Origin of the sequence: Rouxiella sp. WC2420 (assembly GCF_041200025.1) — a bacterium.
GTDB lineage: Bacteria > Pseudomonadota > Gammaproteobacteria > Enterobacterales > Enterobacteriaceae > Rouxiella.
Window position 1 is genome coordinate 3,043,425 of sequence record NZ_CP165628.1, and the last position, 18,448, is coordinate 3,061,872.

Annotated in this window: 16 protein-coding genes and 2 pseudogenes; 10 read left to right on the forward strand and 8 right to left on the reverse strand. The window is 48.1% G+C overall.

The features are described 5' to 3' along the window. Positions 1-11: 11 nt before the first annotated feature. The 6 genes and pseudogenes from fimD (at position 12) to AB3G37_RS13900 (ending at position 7,335) form a co-directional block, all read left to right on the forward strand. Positions 12-2,627: pseudogene (fimD, locus tag AB3G37_RS13875) on the forward strand (outer membrane usher protein FimD). A gap of 44 nt (positions 2,628-2,671) precedes the next feature. Then, a complete protein-coding gene (locus AB3G37_RS13880) occupies positions 2,672-3,694 on the forward strand; it encodes a fimbrial protein (RefSeq protein WP_369788158.1) in 1,023 nt (340 codons plus the stop codon). A 10-nt stretch (positions 3,695-3,704) separates the two neighbouring features. Beyond that, a complete protein-coding gene (locus AB3G37_RS13885) occupies positions 3,705-4,232 on the forward strand; it encodes a fimbrial protein (RefSeq protein WP_369788159.1) in 528 nt (175 codons plus the stop codon). A 934-nt stretch (positions 4,233-5,166) separates the two neighbouring features. Beyond that, on the forward strand, positions 5,167-5,757 hold the full coding sequence (locus AB3G37_RS13890; RefSeq protein WP_369788160.1) for a GNAT family N-acetyltransferase: 591 nt from the start codon (positions 5,167-5,169) through the stop codon (positions 5,755-5,757). Positions 5,758-5,767: 10 nt separating this feature from the next. Beyond that, a complete protein-coding gene (locus AB3G37_RS13895) occupies positions 5,768-6,619 on the forward strand; it encodes a hypothetical protein (protein ID WP_369788161.1) in 852 nt (283 codons plus the stop codon). Continuing rightward, complete coding sequence (locus AB3G37_RS13900; RefSeq protein ID WP_369788162.1) at positions 6,619-7,335, forward strand: HAD family hydrolase; 717 nt, start codon at positions 6,619-6,621, stop codon at positions 7,333-7,335. Before AB3G37_RS13895 ends, AB3G37_RS13900 begins: the two co-directional genes overlap by 1 nt. Before the next feature lie 74 nt (positions 7,336-7,409). Here the strand turns inward: AB3G37_RS13900 and AB3G37_RS13905 are convergent, their stop codons facing one another. The 3 genes from AB3G37_RS13905 to cutC all read right to left on the reverse strand — a co-directional run bounded on the left by AB3G37_RS13905 (position 7,410) and on the right by cutC (position 10,090). Continuing rightward, positions 7,410-8,255: an oxidoreductase gene (locus AB3G37_RS13905; protein WP_369788163.1), complete on the reverse strand. Its 846-nt coding sequence runs from the start codon at positions 8,253-8,255 to the stop codon at positions 7,410-7,412. A gap of 304 nt (positions 8,256-8,559) precedes the next feature. Then, a complete protein-coding gene (locus tag AB3G37_RS13910; RefSeq protein ID WP_369788164.1) occupies positions 8,560-9,042 on the reverse strand; it encodes a MarR family winged helix-turn-helix transcriptional regulator in 483 nt (160 codons plus the stop codon). Positions 9,043-9,331: 289 nt separating this feature from the next. Then, positions 9,332-10,090: a copper homeostasis protein CutC gene (cutC, locus tag AB3G37_RS13915; protein WP_009635448.1), complete on the reverse strand. Its 759-nt coding sequence runs from the start codon at positions 10,088-10,090 to the stop codon at positions 9,332-9,334. 111 nt (positions 10,091-10,201) lie between these two features. On the opposite strand from cutC, the pseudogene AB3G37_RS13920 reads away from it, so the two are divergent. Both AB3G37_RS13920 and AB3G37_RS13925 read left to right on the forward strand, forming a co-directional pair. Further along, positions 10,202-10,480 (forward strand): annotated as a pseudogene (locus tag AB3G37_RS13920) (aspartate aminotransferase); the annotation flags it as partial. Between the two features lie 87 nt (positions 10,481-10,567). Then, on the forward strand, positions 10,568-10,690 hold the full coding sequence (locus tag AB3G37_RS13925) for a hypothetical protein (protein ID WP_369788165.1): 123 nt from the start codon (positions 10,568-10,570) through the stop codon (positions 10,688-10,690). Here the strand turns inward: AB3G37_RS13925 and AB3G37_RS13930 are convergent. Then, positions 10,687-11,256, reverse strand: coding sequence for a VOC family protein (locus tag AB3G37_RS13930; protein WP_369788166.1), 570 nt, complete (start codon positions 11,254-11,256; stop codon positions 10,687-10,689). The two genes, AB3G37_RS13925 and AB3G37_RS13930, sit on opposite strands and share 4 nt — an antisense overlap. Positions 11,257-11,519: 263 nt before the next feature. Between AB3G37_RS13930 and argS the strand changes: the two genes are divergently transcribed. Then, on the forward strand, positions 11,520-13,250 hold the full coding sequence (argS, locus tag AB3G37_RS13935) for an arginine--tRNA ligase (protein ID WP_009635445.1): 1,731 nt from the start codon (positions 11,520-11,522) through the stop codon (positions 13,248-13,250). Between the two features lie 71 nt (positions 13,251-13,321). Here the strand turns inward: argS and murJ are convergent, their stop codons facing one another. The 4 genes from murJ to rimJ form a co-directional block, all read right to left on the reverse strand. Continuing rightward, the gene (gene murJ, locus AB3G37_RS13940; RefSeq protein ID WP_369788167.1) at positions 13,322-14,851 is read right to left on the reverse strand and encodes a murein biosynthesis integral membrane protein MurJ; all 1,530 of its coding nucleotides are present in this window, start codon (positions 14,849-14,851) and stop codon (positions 13,322-13,324) included. Between the two features lie 139 nt (positions 14,852-14,990). Then, positions 14,991-15,911, reverse strand: coding sequence for a Gfo/Idh/MocA family protein (locus AB3G37_RS13945; protein ID WP_369788168.1), 921 nt, complete (start codon positions 15,909-15,911; stop codon positions 14,991-14,993). 11 nt (positions 15,912-15,922) lie between these two features. Beyond that, on the reverse strand, positions 15,923-16,582 hold the full coding sequence (locus AB3G37_RS13950) for a YceH family protein (RefSeq protein ID WP_369788169.1): 660 nt from the start codon (positions 16,580-16,582) through the stop codon (positions 15,923-15,925). Positions 16,583-16,594: 12 nt separating this feature from the next. Beyond that, positions 16,595-17,179, reverse strand: a complete 585-nt coding sequence (gene rimJ / locus AB3G37_RS13955) for a ribosomal protein S5-alanine N-acetyltransferase (protein ID WP_009635441.1) — start codon at positions 17,177-17,179, stop codon at positions 16,595-16,597. Between the two features lie 520 nt (positions 17,180-17,699). Here rimJ and grxB point away from each other — a divergent pair. Beyond that, positions 17,700-18,347 carry a glutaredoxin 2 gene (gene grxB / locus AB3G37_RS13960; protein WP_009635440.1) on the forward strand — a complete coding sequence of 216 codons (648 nt, stop codon included), beginning with the start codon at positions 17,700-17,702 and terminating at the stop codon, positions 18,345-18,347. Positions 18,348-18,448 lie beyond the last annotated feature (101 nt).

Consider the following 18,448-nt stretch of genomic DNA (forward strand, 5'->3'; position numbering starts at 1 on the left):
GTCGGGAAGCTATGCACGTTTCAAATAAAACCAAGTATTGCCGAATAAGGAAAATATATCCCGGGTATTTTTTCGCCTTAAGTCATATTGCCTGCTTATTACTTTGTATACGCTCGGCTTATGCCGATAGCTATTTTAACCCTGCTTTCCTATCAGCTGACTCCGCCTCGGTTGCCGACCTGGCACGATTTGAACAAGGAAAACAGCAAGCGGGGATTTATCAGGTAGACATCTCGGTAAATAACCAGTTTGTAGCCACCAAGAATATGAAGTTTATAGATGCGGGGAGTGATTCGACTGAATCGTCAGGACAGGCAGGAGGTTTAACTCCCTGTCTCGATAAAGATTGGCTTAACACCTTGGGAGTTAATACCTCGGCAATCCCACAGCTGAATAAATATTCAACTGGAGAGTGTTTGCCAGTGCAAAAGCTCATCCCTGCGACTAACATTGATTACGATTTTGCTGATCAAAAACTAAAGCTGAGTTTTCCGCAAGCATGGTTGGCTAATCGCGCCCGTGGATACATTCCACCTTCTCAGTGGGATAACGGGATCCCTGCATTGCTGATCAATTACAGCTTATCGGCAGATAAAGGCACTACAGGTCAAAGTAATTTTCTTTCGTTGGGCAGCGGTTTAAATCTTGGAGCCTGGCGTTTGCGTAATAATAGCTCCTGGACCTATGACAGTTACAAAGGTTACACCAGTAATCAATGGTCAAATATTGATACTTATCTGGAGCGGGCAGTCATTGCTTTGAAAAGTGAGCTGGTGTTAGGTGAAAGCAATACCAGTAACGATATTTATGACAGCGTCGGTTTTCAAGGCATTCGTTTATACAGTGACGAATCCATGTATCCAGATAGTCTTCAAGGATTTGCGCCAACAATACATGGCATTGCCAATAGCCGTTCAAAAGTTGTCATCAGGCAAAACGGCTATGTTATTTATCAAACCTATGTCTCATCAGGCCCTTTTACCATTAATGACCTGAACCCGACATCTTCCAGTGGCGATCTCACCGTTTCGGTACAGGGAACCAACGGCTCCTCTCAGACTTTTGTTATTCCTTATTCCACCCTTCCTGTGCTACAGCGCACCGGCCGCATAAAATACGACTTAATTGTCGGTAATTTTCGCAGCGGCAGCGACGATCAGAACGATCCGTTTTTTGCTCAAGGCACGGCTATTTATGGCCTTGGTCAAGGAATGACAGTTTATGGCGGAACACAGCTGGCTGCAAAATATCAGGCATTTACCGGTGGAGTCGGTAAAAACTTGGGGGATCTTGGCGCGATTTCACTGGACGTAACCCAGGCAGCAAGCACCTTGTCAGACGGCAGTCATTATCGCGGTCAGTCCGCGCATGTTGCCTACGCCAAGTCACATATCTAGTCAGGCACGACTTTTCAGTTTGCAGGCTATCGCTATTCTAACCAAGGTTTTTATACCCTTGACGATGTGGCTTATAAAGATACCGAAGGCTATCAATACGGCTTAAAAGATGATGGCTACGGCAACGAGGTCTATACCGCCACCTCTTACCACAATCTAGGTTATGCGAAAAAAAACCGTCTACAGATTAATATTAACCAGAGCCTTGGTCAGTATGGCTCAATGTATGCCTCAATTAGTGAACAGAGCTACTGGGGAATGAGCGCGGAAAACAAAACCTACCAACTTGGTTATTCCAATTCCTGGCACAGTATTAATTATACTTTGAGCCTGTCTTCTACCGAATCGGTGGGGATATCTGATACCGATCATGTTGCTTCGGTTAATTTGTCGATTCCTGTCAGTGCTCTTCTGGGACATCAATATTCAGGCAGCACCCGCGTCGCGGACAGAATGTACATCACCAGCAATGCTTCGCATAATTCAGATGGTACCGATTCCTTACAGTCAGGCGTTAGCGGAACCCTGCTTCGGGACAGCAATTTAAGTTACAGCCTGATGCAGGGACAAAGCTCCACTAATGGCGAATCTGGCAATGCCAACGCCCAGCTTCAAGGTGCCTATGGCACTGGAGCTTTGGGATACAGCTATGCGCCAGGTACACATGATTACACCTTGCAGCTTTCTGGCGGAATGGTTGCACACCAGAATGGCATTACTCTCAGCCAACCACTGGGCGAAACCAATATTCTTGTCAAAGCTCCTGGCGCAGCCGGAGTCAGCGTGGAGAATAAAACTGGCGTCGCTACGGATTTTCGTGGTTATACCGTTGTTCCTTACGCTGACATTTACCGCCTGAATCGTATCGCGTTGGATACCGATACCATGAATTCGCAGACCGATATCACAGACAATGTAAAAAATGTGGTACCAACCCGAGGAGCATTGGTGTTGTCCAGCTTTGACACTCATATCGGGGTGCGCGCATTAATTACCCTGAATCATAATAATCATCCCATTCCCTTCGGAGCCTCGGTTCAGGAAGTCGGTTCTGACTCATCAAGTATTGTTGGAGATGATGGGCAGGCATATATAAGCGGGATGCCGCAAAGCGGAAAATTAAAGGTGCAGTGGGGACCAACAGATAATGAGAGCTGTACTGCAAGCTATGATATTCCCCAACTAAGTAAAAAAACTCCAATTTATAACCTTACCGAGCTTTGCCGTTAATTTTATATTCATTGGCAAAAAGACCTCTGTTACTGAGAGACCAGATGAAAAACTTCTTGCACAATATTATTTTTTTAATTTCAACACTATTTTCTATGAACGCATTTGCTATGCACTGTACTGCTGATGTTGGAACTTATATTTATGACTATACCACTTCAATTATGTCCTCAGCGAATACAATAGGTTTTAGCACACCGTGGATCACTCATTATTCTGGTGGAAGATATAGACTGGCCGGAGGTTGTACGAACCAGACCACCTATTATTCAGGGCTTCCTTCAGGCTCCATGACTTTATCATCCAGAGAAGGTGACGGCACGAACTGGTACAACCTGGCAGATAATGATTATCTTCAGGTAGCAGTGCAAATTGGAGTTTTCAATAGATTCAGCGGCTCAAATCCATTCAACAATGTCCCTTTCATAGATGTTTCAGATAATTGCAGCCAATTTTGCCCCTGGTCTTCAATTACCTCATCTGGATCGAGAGTGAATATAAAGCTGAGAATCAAGAAAAAGTTTGTTGGGCCAAGTTTTATTGTCAACGAGCCTATCGCCTATGTATATGGCAATCAAGGCGGTCCCGGATTAGGCCCAGGCCAACCGCTGGCACAGATTAATTTAAATGCCACAATGACCGTACCCCAAAGTTGCACGATTAATGCTGGAACAGTTGTTGAGTTTAATTTCGGTAATATAAGCGCCCAGTCTTTTGCAGTTGCCGGAGCGGGCCAAAAGCCCAGTAATGCTAATACACTGGAGAAAAGTATTGGTATCGCCTGCAATGATATATCGGCACAAACTACGATGACTTTACGGCTCGAGGCCAGTAATGTCAGCGGCAACGCGGTAGTGTCTAATAATCCTGATGTTGGCTTTATTTTGGCAAATTCTGCGGGTACGCCACTCACGCCGAATAATACCCACAGCGTTATTCCTTTCCGTTTAGATGACAACAGTCGAGCCAATATCTCGCTTGAATCCTGGCCAATAAGCGTGACGGGCAATCAGCCTGCCGCAGGGCCTGTTACGGCAATCGGTTACTTGCGTATTGATTTCCAATAGAGAGGGGACAATGAACAGGCCAGCATTATTTAGCTTAATAATCATTGCTTTAACTTCCAGCCTTAGCTTCGACTGCCAGGCAGACAGCTTAGGAATGAGCAATGTTCGATTCTCGGCCAACATAGTGACCTGGAGCTGCACCATCAGCTCTGCAAGCCAAAACATTACTGTCAATCTAGGGCAATGGAATACCCGCTCCTATAAATCCTCTGGAATAACTACAATCCCTACCTATTTTTCAATCTCTCTTAATAACTGTGCTAATTCATCAGTCACCACCACCTTTAGTGGTAAGAGTGACCCTACCAATGACCAATATCTGGCTCTTGATTCAACCTCAACAGTCGAAAACGTAGCCATTGAGCTTCTGGACAGTGACAAAACCGAGCTGCCTTTAAATAAAGAATCGCATGCCGTGATTGTTGGCAGCTCTGGAAACGCAACTCTTGGTTTTTATGCCCGCTACATAACCACCGCAAAAGCTGTTCAGGCAGGCACTGCCGATGCTCAGGCTACCTTTGTCATTAATTATCGCTAACAGGTTGATTTAAAACGCATAAAATCAAAAGCGTGACGATACGCTCATTAAATACACTCATTATAAAACAATAAGATACATAGCCAATGCTCACCGCACTGGATGAACTTTAAGACTCGACATACTGATCTTCAGAATTTAATCCTGATCTAAAGCTTTTCTGCAGAGGATTTAATAAAACATTAATAAAAATGAAGTGATTTAGAAAAAACGCAGTTTTATATTAAAAATCCATAGCTAAATGGAACAATATTAAGCAGTCATAATTTGCATACAAACACTTTTGTAAAAAAATAAAAAAAATTTACTTGATTTAAATCAATGTTTTTTATAGTTTTTAGTGATAGGGCTTACATAAAATTACAAGTGAATCTCTTTGGTAACACAATTGAGTATGTGAAAAAAAACTCCATATCATCTAGTATTGGTTTAACGGAGCTTATGTAACACTAAACTAGTTCTCAGATCCAAGTGGTGCTAGGTCGTCGTAGAAAGGGTCATTGCTACGGAGTATGAAAGTGATTTTGATTGAAAATTAAACGATTAGGGTCACAAGAATGATCAACTGGATACCAAGCGCTGAAACTAACTCGCATTAAACTCTGGCCACCCAGGTTAAAGAACACGCTGAGTTTGAATTAAACGCTGATGAGCTCATTCCGAGCCATTTACCAGCTACTCTTTTTTGTTATTCCGAAATCAATCTATTCTTTGATGGAATATTGCTTAACGGAAAAAATTTATATTAATAAATAGCGTAGTCACTGTCTTCTCCAGAGTTCTGGAAAAAGTTGACACGGAATCGTCACACTCCAGATCTGATAACGTCACTCTTTAGATAGATTTGTTATTAGTCGGAAATACACTTTAATTAATAAACTTATTATTACTTGAAGTTACTGTTACTTGAAGTCACCACAATTAAGGAGTGCGCATGGACATTATCCAAGCCTATAATGTTACATTGAGAATGTGGGAGCCTGAAGATGTTGAAGGCTATTCGGCAATGGCGGCGAACCAACAAGTCATGAAGTTTATCTCATCAGGTCAGTCACGTCCTAAAGATGTCGTTGAGAAAGAGATTGCCCGTTTTAGAGCCTCTCAGGAACAGTATGGTTATTCTCGCTGGGCCGCCACTCTTGGCGAAGATAAACGTTTTATCGGCTTTGCTGGATTTGAAAAAAAAGAACACGGCATCAACTTTGGAATGCGTTATGACGAACCTTGGTGGGGAACTCCCTGGCCCTTTATTGCCGGTCATCTTGCATTAACTTATGCCTTTGATGTTTTAAAATTGGATCAGGTTCATACCATGACCAATATCAAGAATGTTAAAGCTATTAATATGAACATGAAATATCTTCAGTTAGAGGAATTTACTGACGGTATTTTTGATTTAGAGTACGGCCCTCACCAACGTATTATTTTCAGCCAAGAACGTTTCCAGAGAGTACGTCAGGCAAATGAAGGTAAAATCATCAAATTAGTAGGAAGCAAGCGCTTTGCCGATAACAAAATCAATTAAAGGCTCAGAAATGGAAAATGATGATGTCGTCCTTCTTTGCGATCACGAAGTGTTCCAGGGGGATAAAAAGAATCCTGCTTTATGGGCTCTTTGGTTTCCCTTGGGCATATTAGTCGCAATAAGCAGGGTATTCCTGCTAATTATTTACACAGTTTTAATACAATTTTGTTCGGTACATACCAAGAAAAAAACTTATAGAAGCCTGCTTCGTTTATTGGGTATCAGGATTACCTGTAACCTCGATTATGACACAGTACAAAAATACACTAACGGGTGCATTGTTGCGGCGAATCACATCAGTGTTTTCGATCACTTTCCTGCACTGGCAATGCCTTTAAGTACGTTGATGGTTCATCATGTTGACAGTTTAGCTGGCAAGGTGATGGGCTTCTTATTATTCAAAGGTTCAGGTTCTTCATATTGGGAAGTTAACAACCTCAAACAAATGATGAAGCAATTCCGGGATTGGAAAAAGTCGCCTGATGGAGTTGCGCTTTATGTGACCCCCGAAGCGACCATAAATAATCGCCGGGGGCTTTTTCGTTTCCGCCCTGATTTTGTGGTAAGAGGCCGCCCGGTAGTCCCCTTGGCCGTTTCTATTAATTTGCCCTTTGGATTAGCGCCGAATCCTATCGACTCATCGGGAGTGATAAAGTTTCTTCGGCTGCTTAGTAGCCCTACGATTCATTTTCACCTGGAGTATCTGGATAAGTTACCTGCCTATGTTTCTGAATCAGAATCGGGCACTGCACAGCATTATGCCGACCAGATCCAGCAAAAAATTGCCAATAATCTTGCGATTCCGGCGACTCAAGTCACTCGCGAAGACAAACATCAATACCGTGCCGGGAGAAAAAAATAATGGACGTGATATTCGATTTCGACTTCACTCTATTACCCGAAGAAAGCACGGTAGAAGTCTTGAAAATTGCGCTTGAGAGCGATCCTCAACGTTCATTTTTAATGCAAAGGCTGGCTGATATTGCGCCAAAAGCACTGGCTGGCAAGGCAAGTTTTGCGGAAAACCTTTTCATGCTGCAAATGGCACGCAGGGTCAGAAGGAATCACGTACAACTGTATGTAGAACGCAGTAAAGACCGTTTATTACCGGTTTTTCACCAACTTTTTGCCGACCTGAAACAGGCCAACGCTAACATACACATTATTTCCGGCGGCTATGAAGAGTGGATAAAACCACTGGCCGCAGAATGGGGGATATCGCCTGATAATGTCACTGGCAATCGCTTTCTTTGGTGGCGTAATAACGCCATCGGCCTGCGCCCTTCTCCAATGTGGTCCTCAAAGAAAAGTAAGACATTTATTGTTGGAGAATTACGCAAAAAGAAAATCATCAATAGTCCGGCTTTAATTATTGGTGACGGCACCGCAGACAGAGACGTATGGAGCCGAGGTGCTGTGCGCTGGTGTGTTATTGCAGAGTACTTCAATAAAGAAAGTCTGGAAGATGGCGAGCATTGTTATAAAGCGGCAACTCCTGAAGAAATGTGCCAAAGCGTGTTGCAGATAGTCAATAGTCGAACTCGCGAATCCGCCCACCTGGCTGAACGGGTATCGTGAGTTTACACAGTCTTGTGATATAAAAAATCCCTGCTTATTGGCAGGGATTTTTACTTAGCGGTTTAGCGACTATTTTATTTCGGAAAATCTGTGCCGACGGAAGTTTCTTTCCAGTCTTCGATTTCCTTTAATCGCTGCGCCAGTTTCTGCGTGACTGCATCGTGACCCCAAGCCCCCAACACCAGATGCCTTGGCGCATTTTCACTTTGCGTTATGGCAATCATCGCCTGCGCTGCACGCACTGGGTCACCAGGCTGTTTACCGCTGCCTTCTGAAGTGCCCTGCAAACGTTTACCCGCGGTGTCGGCATAGTCGGCAATTTTATTGGGGGTTTGTTGCAAGGAGCGCCCTGCCCAATCGGTACGGAATGGACCAGGCTCGACACAGGTCACGCTAATGCCCAATGGCCCAACCTCTGCCTGAAGCGAATCTGACCAGCCTTCCACCGCGTGCTTGCTGGCTGAGTAATAACCGGAACCAGGAAATCCGACCAATCCGGCGACCGAAGTGATGTTGATGATATGTCCGTGACCCGTTTTACGCATAATCGGCAGTACTGCCCGTGTCAGGGCAAAAAGTCCAAAGACGTTGGCATCGAACTGCGCGCGAATTTGATCTTCTTCCCCTTCTTCGACAGAAGATTGATAACCATAGCCGGCATTATTGACCAGCACGCTGATGCTACCAAATTTATCGACCGCCGCCTTAACCGCTTTCTGAATCGCAGCGCTGTCGGTTACGTCCAGCGCCACGGCCAAAGCACTTTCTTCGGCACCAACGACCAGATCTTCAACTGAGCGCTTGTCGCGGGCGGTTACCACGACTTTAAAACCTTTTTTAAGCACTTCTTTCGCCAGCTCTCGGCCAAAGCCGGTTGAGCAGCCGGTAATCAGCCAGACGGGAGTATGTTTAATCGTCATGTCTTTATCCTCATGCTTGTTAATTGTTAGCGCAGATAAAAGGATAGTCACTCCCCGGCTTCAGGACTGATATTAAGGCACAAAACGATAAATTCAGATAATTCAGCTCAGCTCATTCCACACAAAATCTCAGTACGTCCCATAGAGGATCACTCGAATATCCATAAACATTCAATTTGGGGTGAGTTGATTTAACCCTTTGTTTCAAAGATGTTTTTTCATGCAGGGGGATGGGCTGGGGTGTATTTTATTTTTGCAGAGATGTCAGCGCCAGTATGATTAAAATTTTGAATCACTAAAAGTTTTACGGCAGTGCGCTAATAAGTTTCTGACGCAATTCTTTGACTCTGAAAGTGAGATCTGTCAGCTCGTCACAAGAGGTGTCCATCACGGAGATCATATCTGCTGGTACTCCCGCTGCGTCGATTTTAAGCTGATGACCCTGTTTGGTCAGTGAGATAAGGACTCGTCTCTCGTCATTTCCGACATCCCGCCTTCTACTGATAATACCGGTTTGCTCCAGTCGTTTTAATAACTGGCTAAGGGTGCCCGAGTCGAGCTGAACACGTTCACCAATTTCCGAAACCGTCACATTGTCTCTTTCCCACAACGCGAGTAATACCAAATACTGAGGGTAAGTCAAACCAAGAGGTTTCAGCCTGGACTGGTAAAGCTTGGTCATTGCAAGGGAGGCAGAATAAAGAGCGAAGCAAAGGAACTGCTCGATAACAACAGGTGCTTCAGGTTCAGCAGGGATTTTAGGCACCATTTTTGTCTCTTTTTTCATCTCGTCCTCAAGCTCATTCGAAGCACAAACTGCGTGCTTTATTGTTGAGCAAAGCGCTGCTTTTAGCTGTGGCTTCAATATTGATCGTGATTATATTGATGTCAATGTCATTACCTGGTTCACAGGTGATCAACACTCTTGCTTTGTGAATACCAAATTCAATTTTAACCTATTGTTTTAAATAAAAAAAGCCCCACCAAAATGACGGGGCCTGGTACTTGCGCAGGGCGACGCAAAAGGGTCGTGAGACCCGGTAAAGCTTGATGTTTCAGTCCGGCGCGGATGCTGGTTAGGCTGTCCGACTCACCGAACCATCAAATTCCAGAGCATTTTTCATTGCGGCAACGATATCGCCGTCTACACAATAGCGGCTGAATTCATCAAAATCAGTATCAGAACTCATGGTAACACCGGCTTTGCGGTAGCGCATGGCAGAAAGCACCTGCCGACCCGCCGAGCTGTGCAACTCGGTCAAACCAATATCGACAAACTTTTGCAGATTGGTCAAGCGAACACCGGCACCTGCCATAATTATTGGACCACGAGTCAGATTATTAAGTTCACGCAACATAGAAATACCGACCTCGGCATTTTGTTGCTGGCCTGATGTCAGAATGCGCGCCACGCCGAGCTGAGTCAATTGCTCTAATGCAACCTTGGGATTAAGGCACATATCAAAGGCACGGTGGAAGGTCACTTGCATCTCACCGCACAGCGCCATGACTTCCCACATCCTCGGCATATCAATGTGCCCTTCTGAATCAAGCATGCCTATCACCACGCCGGGAAACCCAAGGTCACGAATGCAGGCAACATCACTTTTCAGGACATCAAACTCACTTTGGTTATAGCAAAAATCCCCGCCTCGAGGTCGAACAATCGGATGAACAGGCACAGTCAATTTTTCCCTGGCCAGTTTCAATGTTCCATAGCTTGGAGTAATGCCGCCGTCGGCCTGGCTTGCGCAAAGCTCGACGCGATCCGCTCCGGCCTCTTCGGCCGTCAAAGCACAGTCCACGCTATAACAACACACTTCTAACTTAGTCATGTGATTTCTCCTGATTCCGCCCCCATGCTACAACACTTGTTTGTAAGGGGCCATGTCGCGTAGGCTCAAGCAAAAGCATCCTGCTAAATTGCCTGCTTAGGAAAGCTAACTATGACATTCAATTTTGATCAATGGGTCGACCGCAGTCACAGTGATAGCGTTAAGTGGAACAAATATCGTGACTCTGACGTCATCCCCTTGTGGGTGGCCGACACAGATTTCAAATCACCGCCAGCAGTAATTAATGCGCTGCAACAGCGAGTTGCCGAAGGCGTATTTGGCTATGGTTCTCCCCCGCAGGCACTCATTGAGAACATTGTTAGCAGGATGCACGAAAGATATGACTGGACGATTAAGCCTGAATGGATTGTCTGGTATGCGGACTTAATCTTGCCGGATTAGGCGCTTCATTGGCGATCGTCCCTAATGAAGAACTGCGCATCAAATTTGCCTTGACCGCGCAAGGGATCGTACCGCATGTCAATATTTTGGCCTTTGTCGCGGCGACCGCGGCCTACAGCGACGGCCAAAACTGGCTGTCAAAGGGCGCTGCTGGAAAAAGCGCTGGACCGCATGGAGTCTGCGCTGGCCGCTCGTTAGCCCTGCTCCCGTTCGCTGGCTACAATTTCACGCAGGCTGTAAGGGTGAAACTTGATGGTGACTGTTCCATCGGTGATAGCCAGCGTCGGGTTCGGTAAACGCTCATGCTCGCCTTTTGGCGCGCTTTGTTTTAGCTTGATGCCCGGTGCGACCAGCGCCTCGTCGGCCAACGCGGCCAGTGCACGCGGGTAAAACCCTTCCGCGCCGCCGCTCAGCACAAGCTCAACGTGCTCCCATCCTTCGTGCGGATAACGCTTGTCGCCAGGATAAGGCAGCTCAATCAAGTCAATCTCCCACGGCCCGACTTTCAGCGGCTGCGCCAGATCATACAGGCAGATTGGCCTGCCATTGATCTCCGTTTCATTGAGCAGTGAACCGCACTGCTCAAATCCTTTACGCCAGCGGTCGGCGGTGGTGTTTTGGTGACAGCGAACAGATATATGATCGGCATAAAAATCTGCCAGTTCCAGCTGCAATTTTTGCGCAAAGGCTTCTAATAATTCGGTAAAACGCGGCAGATCAGCCACCAGGTCGTTAAGTTCCGGCACGGTGTTCAAAGTGGTCATCGATTTTTCTCTTTGGGTGGCATGGGGCGCTTAATTTACACAACCCCTTGGCGTGTTGCCAGTCTATCAATGCGGATTAACCGACTAATAGCGCGGGATATTGCCCTGCACATTACTGACTCAAGTTGGCTAATATGATATAAAAGCGCATCAGTAAAGTCAGGGGTAGGCAATGGGCCAAATAGTGCTCAGTGGTCGCCCATGCCAGTCAATCAAGCTGACACCATTACGGTGTTATAAGTTTAGTCATTTAAGGTAATCCGGTGAATATACAGGCCCTTCTATCAGAAAAAGTATGCCAGGCACTCGTTGCCGCAGGTGCTCCGTCAGACGTCGAAGCTCAGATTCGTCAGTCTGCAAAAGCACAGTTTGGTGACTATCAGGCCAATGGCGTGATGTCCGTTGCTAAAACATTAGCAATGCCACCACGACAACTGGCAGAAAAAGTCGTGGCGCTGTTAGATCTGTCTGGTATCGCTTCTAAAGTTGAAATCGCCGGTCCTGGATTTATCAATATTTTCCTCGACAGCGGCTTTGTTGCCACCAACGCCGACGCCGCACTGGCCGACGCTAAACTGGGTATTTCCCCAGTTGAACAGCAAACCATCGTAATCGACTATTCTGCGCCAAACGTCGCGAAAGAAATGCACGTGGGTCACATACGCTCCACGATTATTGGTGATGCCGCAGCGCGCACCAACGAATTGCTGGGCCACAAAGTTATCCGCGCCAACCACGTCGGCGACTGGGGCACACAGTTTGGTATGCTGATTGCCTACCTCGAGAAAGTGCAGAACGAAAACGCTGGCGAGATGAAACTCTCCGATCTGGAAGAATTTTATCGTGCAGCCAAGAAAAATTACGACGAAGACGAAGATTTCGCGCTGCGCGCACGCGCCTACGTAGTCAAACTACAGGGCGGTGATGAATACTGCCTGCAAATGTGGCGCAAGCTGGTTGATGTCACCATGGTGCAGAACCAACTCACTTACGATCGCATGAATGTCACGCTGACGCGCGATGATGTCATGGGTGAAAGCCTGTACAACAGCATGCTGCCGGGCATCGTGTCAGACTTGCAGGATAAAGGTCTGGCGGTAGACAGCGAAGGCGCCGTGGTTGTATTCCTTGATGAATACAAAAACAAAGACGGCGACCCGATGGGCGTAATCATTCGTAAAAAAGATGGCGGCTATCTGTATACCACCACCGATATCGCCTGCGCGAAATATCGCTACGAAACGTTAGGTGCCGATCGCGTTCTTTATTACATCGATTCTCGCCAGCATCAGCACCTGCAGCAGGCGTGGACTATCGTGCGTAAAGCCGGTTATGTGCCGGACTCTGTTGCGCTTGAGCATCACGCTTTCGGCATGATGTTGGGGAAAGACGGCAAGCCGTTTAAAACTCGCTCCGGTGGCACCATCAAGCTCTCCGATTTGCTGGATGAAGCCATTGTTCGCGCGCGCGAGCTGATTTTATCCAAAAAACCGGACCTGCCAGCCGAAGAATTGGAAAATCTGGTCAACGCCGTGGGTATCGGTGCAATCAAATACGCTGACCTGTCGAAAAGTCGCACCACTGACTACATCTTCGACTGGGACAACATGCTGGCGTTTGAAGGTAACACCGCGCCATATATGCAATACGCGTACACTCGCGTGGCGTCTATCTTCAAGCGTGCCGACATTGACGTGAGCAGCCTGACTGCACCGATGGTGTTGACTGAAGACCGCGAGCTGGCACTGGCAACACGACTGCTGCAGTTTGAAGAAACCTTGACTCTGGTTGCGCGCGACGGTACTCCGCACGTAATGTGCGCTTACCTTTATGACGTGGCTGGCCTGTTCTCCGGTTTCTACGAAGACTGCCCAATTCTTAACGCTGAAGATGCCAACGTGCGTAACAGCCGCCTGAAGCTGGCGCTGTTGACGCAACGCACCTTGAAAACCGGTTTGGATACTCTGGGTATTGAAACTGTAGAACGGATGTAAACTCGCTGTTTCAGATAAACCAAAGGCCGCTAAATGCGGCCTTTTTTATTGTTAAAATAAGAGGTTAAGTGCTAGCTACGCGCATAGTCCTTCACTTTGAACCCGAGCAGGCCCAACGCGGCAAAGTACACGACAACCCCCACAACCACCACAGAGGCAAGGCGCAGAAGGCGCATTGGCATGCCGCCCAGTGACCAGTCTGGCATCACGTACATCATGCCCACCAGCGCAGCGGCCATAACGATTACCGCGATGAACAGGCGAGTCAGGAAGCTCGCCCAGCCCGGTTGCGGTTGGAAAATATCCTGCTTGCGAAGCTGCCAATAAAGCAGTGAAGCATTCAAACAGGCCGCCAGGCCAATCGACAACGACAGCCCCGCGTGTTTCAACGGACCTATAAATGCCAGATTCATCAGCTGAGTCATGATCAAGGTAATGATCGCAATTTTAACCGGGGTTTTAATGTCCTGACGCGAATAGAATCCCGGCGCCAACACTTTGACCACGATAAGCCCCATTAGACCGACTGAATAAGCGACCAGCGCGCGCTGGGTCATAGAAGCATCAAAAGCGTTAAACTTGCCGTACTGGAAAAGTGCGACGGTCAGCGGCTTGGCCAAAATACCCAATGCTACCGAGCTCGGCAGCGCCAGCAGGAAACATAGACGCAGCCCCCAATCCATCAGGCGGTTGTACTCTTTATGGTTGCCGCTGGAGAAACTGCGCGCCAAAGAAGGCAGCAGAATCGTCCCCAACGCCACGCCCAGCACGCCGGACGGAAACTCCATCAAACGGTCGGCGTAATACATCCACGATACCGATCCCGAGACCAGGAAAGAGGCGAAAATGGTATTGATAATCAGCGAGATCTGGCTGACGGAAACCCCCAGAATAGCCGGCCCCATCTGGCGCATCACCCGCCATACGCCAGCATCTTTAAGATTCAGTCGCGGCAACACCAGCATGCCGATTTTTTTCAGATGCGGCAGTTGGTAGCCTAATTGCAGCACTCCACCGACCACCACGGCCCACGCCAGTGCCATGACCGGCGGATGGAAATACGGCGCGGCAAACAGTGCAAACACCAGCATGCTGACGTTAAGCAGCGTGGGAGCAAAAGCCGGGATCGAGAAGCGGTTCCAGGTGTTGAGGATAGCGCCCGCCAGCGAGGCGAGCGAAATCAGCAGAATATACGGGAACGTCACGCGCAGCAGCGCAGAGGTCAGCGCAAACTTGTCAGGCGTATCGGCAAACCCCGGAGCGGTCACATAAATAACCCACGGAGCAGCAAACATTCCGGCGACGGTCACCAGCGCCAGCACCAACGTCAGCAGGCCGGAGACAAAGGCGATAAAGGTGCGCGTCGCCTCTTCCCCCTGCTGGCTTTTATATTCGGCAAGGATCGGCACGAAGGCCTGAGAAAACGCGCCTTCGGCAAAAATACGGCGCAGGAGATTCGGTAATTTAAAGGCGACGAAAAAGGCGTCGGTCACCATACCTGCACCAAACACTCGGGCAACTACGGCATCGCGGGCAAAACCAAGTACCCGGGAAAACATCGTCATTGAACTGACGGCGGCTAAAGACTTCAGTAGATTCATGTGACTTTTTCTTGTGGCCGGTAAACTGCGAAACAGCCCCGGCAAGGTTCGAAAGTGCGTATAGTCTACGTATCAAAAATACAATAGCTACAGGCAGTTGTTATATATTGTTTCCCATAGGAAATTATCAGAATAATCACTACTGCAGCAGCAACTTTGCGATCACTCTTTGCGCCGCCAGCGCCTGTTCTCCGCTGGTCTGCGGGACAGTTTGATTGCTGACACAGTCGATAAAATGCCGGATTGCGCCCTCGAACCCTCGCTGGGCCAACGTAGTCTGCCAACCAGCGATCGGTTGTTCGGTGATCCCCGGCGCGCTTTCCTGCTGCCACCGGCGCATATCGCTGACCTGATACCAACCTGCGTCCATCACGACCTGTGCCGCTTCGCGCTGAGTCCCCGCGCGGCGATGCATGGCGGTGGTAATCCGCGTGTTACCGGCTGTAAATTGATGCTCGGCGTAAAGCAGCTGCCCCTGAGAGTTGGTATCAATCTGGCCGCCGACCAGCTGGCTTTCACCTTCCGCCAACCATAGCGCGGTATCGACTACGTGCAGGTAATCATCGAGCAGCGTGAAAGCTGCATCTTGAGGGCCGACGCTATCGGCACGGTGTTTATCAAAACGAATTGAAGCCGGGCCTGTGCTGTTTTTCAACTGGTTTTTTAGCTGCACATAAAGCGGGGCAAAACGACGATTAAATCCAACCATCAAGGTTTTACCCTGTCGCCGGGCCAGCTCCACTAGCTGTTCGGCCTCACCCAGCTCTGCAGCCAGCGGCTTATCGACATAAACGTGAACGCCGGCATTCAACAGCTGGGTAATCACACTAAAGTGCGACTCGGTGCTGCTGTGCACAAATACTGCATCGCAAGCCTGAGCCAACTCATCAAGCCGGGGATAACAGCGGAATCGATAACTGTCACAAACCGACTGCGCTTTGGCCTGATTCGGCGAAAATCCCCCTTCCAGCGTCCAGTCAATGGCCTGACTCAATATCGGCAGATAAGCCTTTTGCGCGATACCGCCTAGCCCTACCACGCCAAGGCGAAGTTTGCTCATTCTAAACTCCTTTAATCAGCCAACCTTTCGAGAAGATGATCCAGGCGTTGCTTGAGTTCGGCAACCTCATTTTCCAATACGCCAACTCGTTCGGCCAAATCACTTTCAGCAGCGCTGGATAATACGGACAAATTAACAATTTCGTCGTCGCTGGCGGCATCTGTAACCTCACCGCTAAATAAATGCATAAAGCGGCTTTCGCGTTTTCCCGGTTCACGAGCCAGACGAACGCAAAACGGACCATCTTCGCGACTCGCCAAATCATTCAGGGTTTGCTCAACCTGGCTGACATCGGCGAAATCATGCAGCCGGTTGGTTCGCGTGCGCAACTCGCCGGGCGTTTGGGCTCCGCGTAGCAACAGGGTTGCTATCAGCGCCACTTCCGCAGAAGAGAATTTAAGATTGCCGAACTCAGAGTTACAGAAACGGTGCTCGTATTTCATGGTCCTGCTGCCGCTGACCGAGCGAATAATATGCTTTCGCAGCAGAAGATCCAGCGTTTGCTGCACTTCGGATTCGCCAAGTTCCATCACCGGCTCGCGGTTAGTCTTCTGATTGCAGGCGGTGGTCAGGCTGTTAAGACTGAGAGGATACTGTTCGGGCGTCGTTATTTGCTTTTCCAACATACAGCCGATGACCCGCGCTTCTTTGGCGCTGAATTCATATTTCATGTTTTCCCTTAATTATCGCGGCGGCAGCCATTGACGGTCAGTGAGCGCCATCAACACGTGGTCCTGCCATTTACCATCAATCAGCAAATAATCTTTCGCATAGCCTTCGCGCTCAAAACCGAGTCGCTCCAGCAGGCCACCGCTGCGGTGATTGTGCGGCATATAATTGGCCATAATACGATGCATCCTTTGGTGGCGTTGCATATAGCGGATGAGCGATTGCAGCGCTTCATACATCAGGCCCTGACCTTGCCATTGCTCGCCAAGGGAATAACCCAGGAAGCAGGCATGGAATGAGCCGCGCAAAACGTTGCTGAAATTCGCCACACCGCGGATATGATTTTCGTCAGGATCAAGCAGAATGAAATAGTAGGCGGTGCCCTGCTTTTGCATCTCGTTAATCAGGCCAAGACGCGCCTGCCAGCCGGAAGGATAGCAATGGCTTTCATCCCGGATAGGTTCCCAGGGTTTTAAAAAGGCGCGGTTTTCAGTGTAATAATCGGCCAGACGATGGGCATCGCGCTCGTGTACCAGGCGCAATACCATTCGGTCTGTTGTAAGCCGCACTTTAGGTGCTGCTGATCGATAGCCAAACATCCCTTCCCTCCAGATTATGCACGGCTCGATAAGAACATTTTACAGGAAACAGCCTCTGTCATTTCCTTTGAACCTATACGATTTCTACCGCCTCTGTGTGCATCAGAGCCGAGGCGAGTATCCTATGTTGAACCCCGTACAGAATTATTCAATATATTCAGCGTCCCGTCATTGATTTTGCCAGTCCTGAAGCCTCTTGACGATAAAAAAGATCATCTATGGCGCACGATCTAATTATCCGCTTGAAGTTTTGACCATCGCTGGTTGCGGTTCAATTTATCGACCCTTGTGGAGCGACCGCGATAGCCACAGGTCTATAACGGTTGCAGTTAAATGTATGACGTCGAACGAGCGTTGCACTGAACCTGCGATGCTTCGCGGAAACTAAGCTTTGCGGTTTGATCTCAGGGAACATTTTCACCATACTCAATGATTGAGACATCTCTGGTGACAGAAGAGAAAACGGCAAACCGATCTTCCCTACACCCCTGTTTGCCGGTATAAAAAGGAGCCACGTATCATGAAGTTATATGTTTATGAACACTGTCCCTACTGCGTAAAGGCCCGCATGATTTTTGGCCTTAAGAATCTTCCGGTAGAGGTTAATGCCCTGCTTAATGACGACGAGAAAACCCCGACGTCAATGGTTGGTCAAAAAGTGGTGCCTATCTTGCAAAAACAAGACGGCAGCTTTATGCCAGAAAGCATGGATATCGTTCAGTACATCGATAAATCAGACCGCAAACCGCTGCTGACCGGCCCGCTGAGTGCCCAAATTTCCGCCTGGTTGCGTCACGTATCCGAGTACACCGAGAAGCTGCTTATTCCACGTTTCGCAGCGGCTCCTTTTGAAGAGTTCGCTACGCCACAGGCTCGTCAGTATTTCACCGACAAGAAACAGGCAAAACTCGGCGATTTTAAAGAGCACCTGCAACATTCGCCCGGATTGGTTAAAAAAATCAATCAGGACTTGCGCGACCTCGACAAGCTGATTAAAGAGCCTAATGCGGTTAATGGTGAGTTGTCGGAGGATGATATTCACCTGTTCCCCGTGTTGCGCTCACTGTCTATCGTCAAGGGCGTAGAATTGCCGACCCGCGTGCAGGCCTATCGCGACAATATGGCTAAACAAACTCAGATAAACCTGCTGACCAGCATCGCCAGTTAGCCAGTTTTCTGCTCAAGGGCTGCACATTCGGTGCGGCCCTTACTTTTCTATACTTTCTTCTCCTTCCCTCTCCGTTTACAAACAGGGCATACTGTGCGCCT

Excerpts from the sequence above, each read along its gene's own strand:
- rimJ (WP_009635441.1), bottom strand. The coding sequence starts at position 17,179 with ATGTTTGGCTATCGATCAGCAGCACCTAAAGTGCGGCTTACAACAGAC.
- cutC (WP_009635448.1), bottom strand. The coding sequence starts at position 10,090 with ATGACTAAGTTAGAAGTGTGTTGTTATAGCGTGGACTGTGCTTTGACG.
- AB3G37_RS13930 (WP_369788166.1), bottom strand. The coding sequence starts at position 11,256 with ATGACCACTTTGAACACCGTGCCGGAACTTAACGACCTGGTGGCTGAT.
- AB3G37_RS13950 (WP_369788169.1), bottom strand. The coding sequence starts at position 16,582 with ATGAAATATGAATTCAGCGCCAAAGAAGCGCGGGTCATCGGCTGTATG.
- AB3G37_RS13885 (WP_369788159.1), top strand. The coding sequence starts at position 3,705 with ATGAACAGGCCAGCATTATTTAGCTTAATAATCATTGCTTTAACTTCC.
- AB3G37_RS13890 (WP_369788160.1), top strand. The coding sequence starts at position 5,167 with ATGGACATTATCCAAGCCTATAATGTTACATTGAGAATGTGGGAGCCT.
- AB3G37_RS13895 (WP_369788161.1), top strand. The coding sequence starts at position 5,768 with ATGGAAAATGATGATGTCGTCCTTCTTTGCGATCACGAAGTGTTCCAG.
- AB3G37_RS13905 (WP_369788163.1), bottom strand. The coding sequence starts at position 8,255 with ATGACGATTAAACATACTCCCGTCTGGCTGATTACCGGCTGCTCAACC.
- grxB (WP_009635440.1), top strand. The coding sequence starts at position 17,700 with ATGAAGTTATATGTTTATGAACACTGTCCCTACTGCGTAAAGGCCCGC.
- AB3G37_RS13900 (WP_369788162.1), top strand. The coding sequence starts at position 6,619 with ATGGACGTGATATTCGATTTCGACTTCACTCTATTACCCGAAGAAAGC.
- AB3G37_RS13925 (WP_369788165.1), top strand. The coding sequence starts at position 10,568 with ATGTCAATATTTTGGCCTTTGTCGCGGCGACCGCGGCCTACAGCGACG.
- AB3G37_RS13910 (WP_369788164.1), bottom strand. The coding sequence starts at position 9,042 with ATGAAAAAAGAGACAAAAATGGTGCCTAAAATCCCTGCTGAACCTGAA.
- murJ (WP_369788167.1), bottom strand. The coding sequence starts at position 14,851 with ATGAATCTACTGAAGTCTTTAGCCGCCGTCAGTTCAATGACGATGTTT.
- AB3G37_RS13945 (WP_369788168.1), bottom strand. The coding sequence starts at position 15,911 with ATGAGCAAACTTCGCCTTGGCGTGGTAGGGCTAGGCGGTATCGCGCAA.
- AB3G37_RS13880 (WP_369788158.1), top strand. The coding sequence starts at position 2,672 with ATGAAAAACTTCTTGCACAATATTATTTTTTTAATTTCAACACTATTT.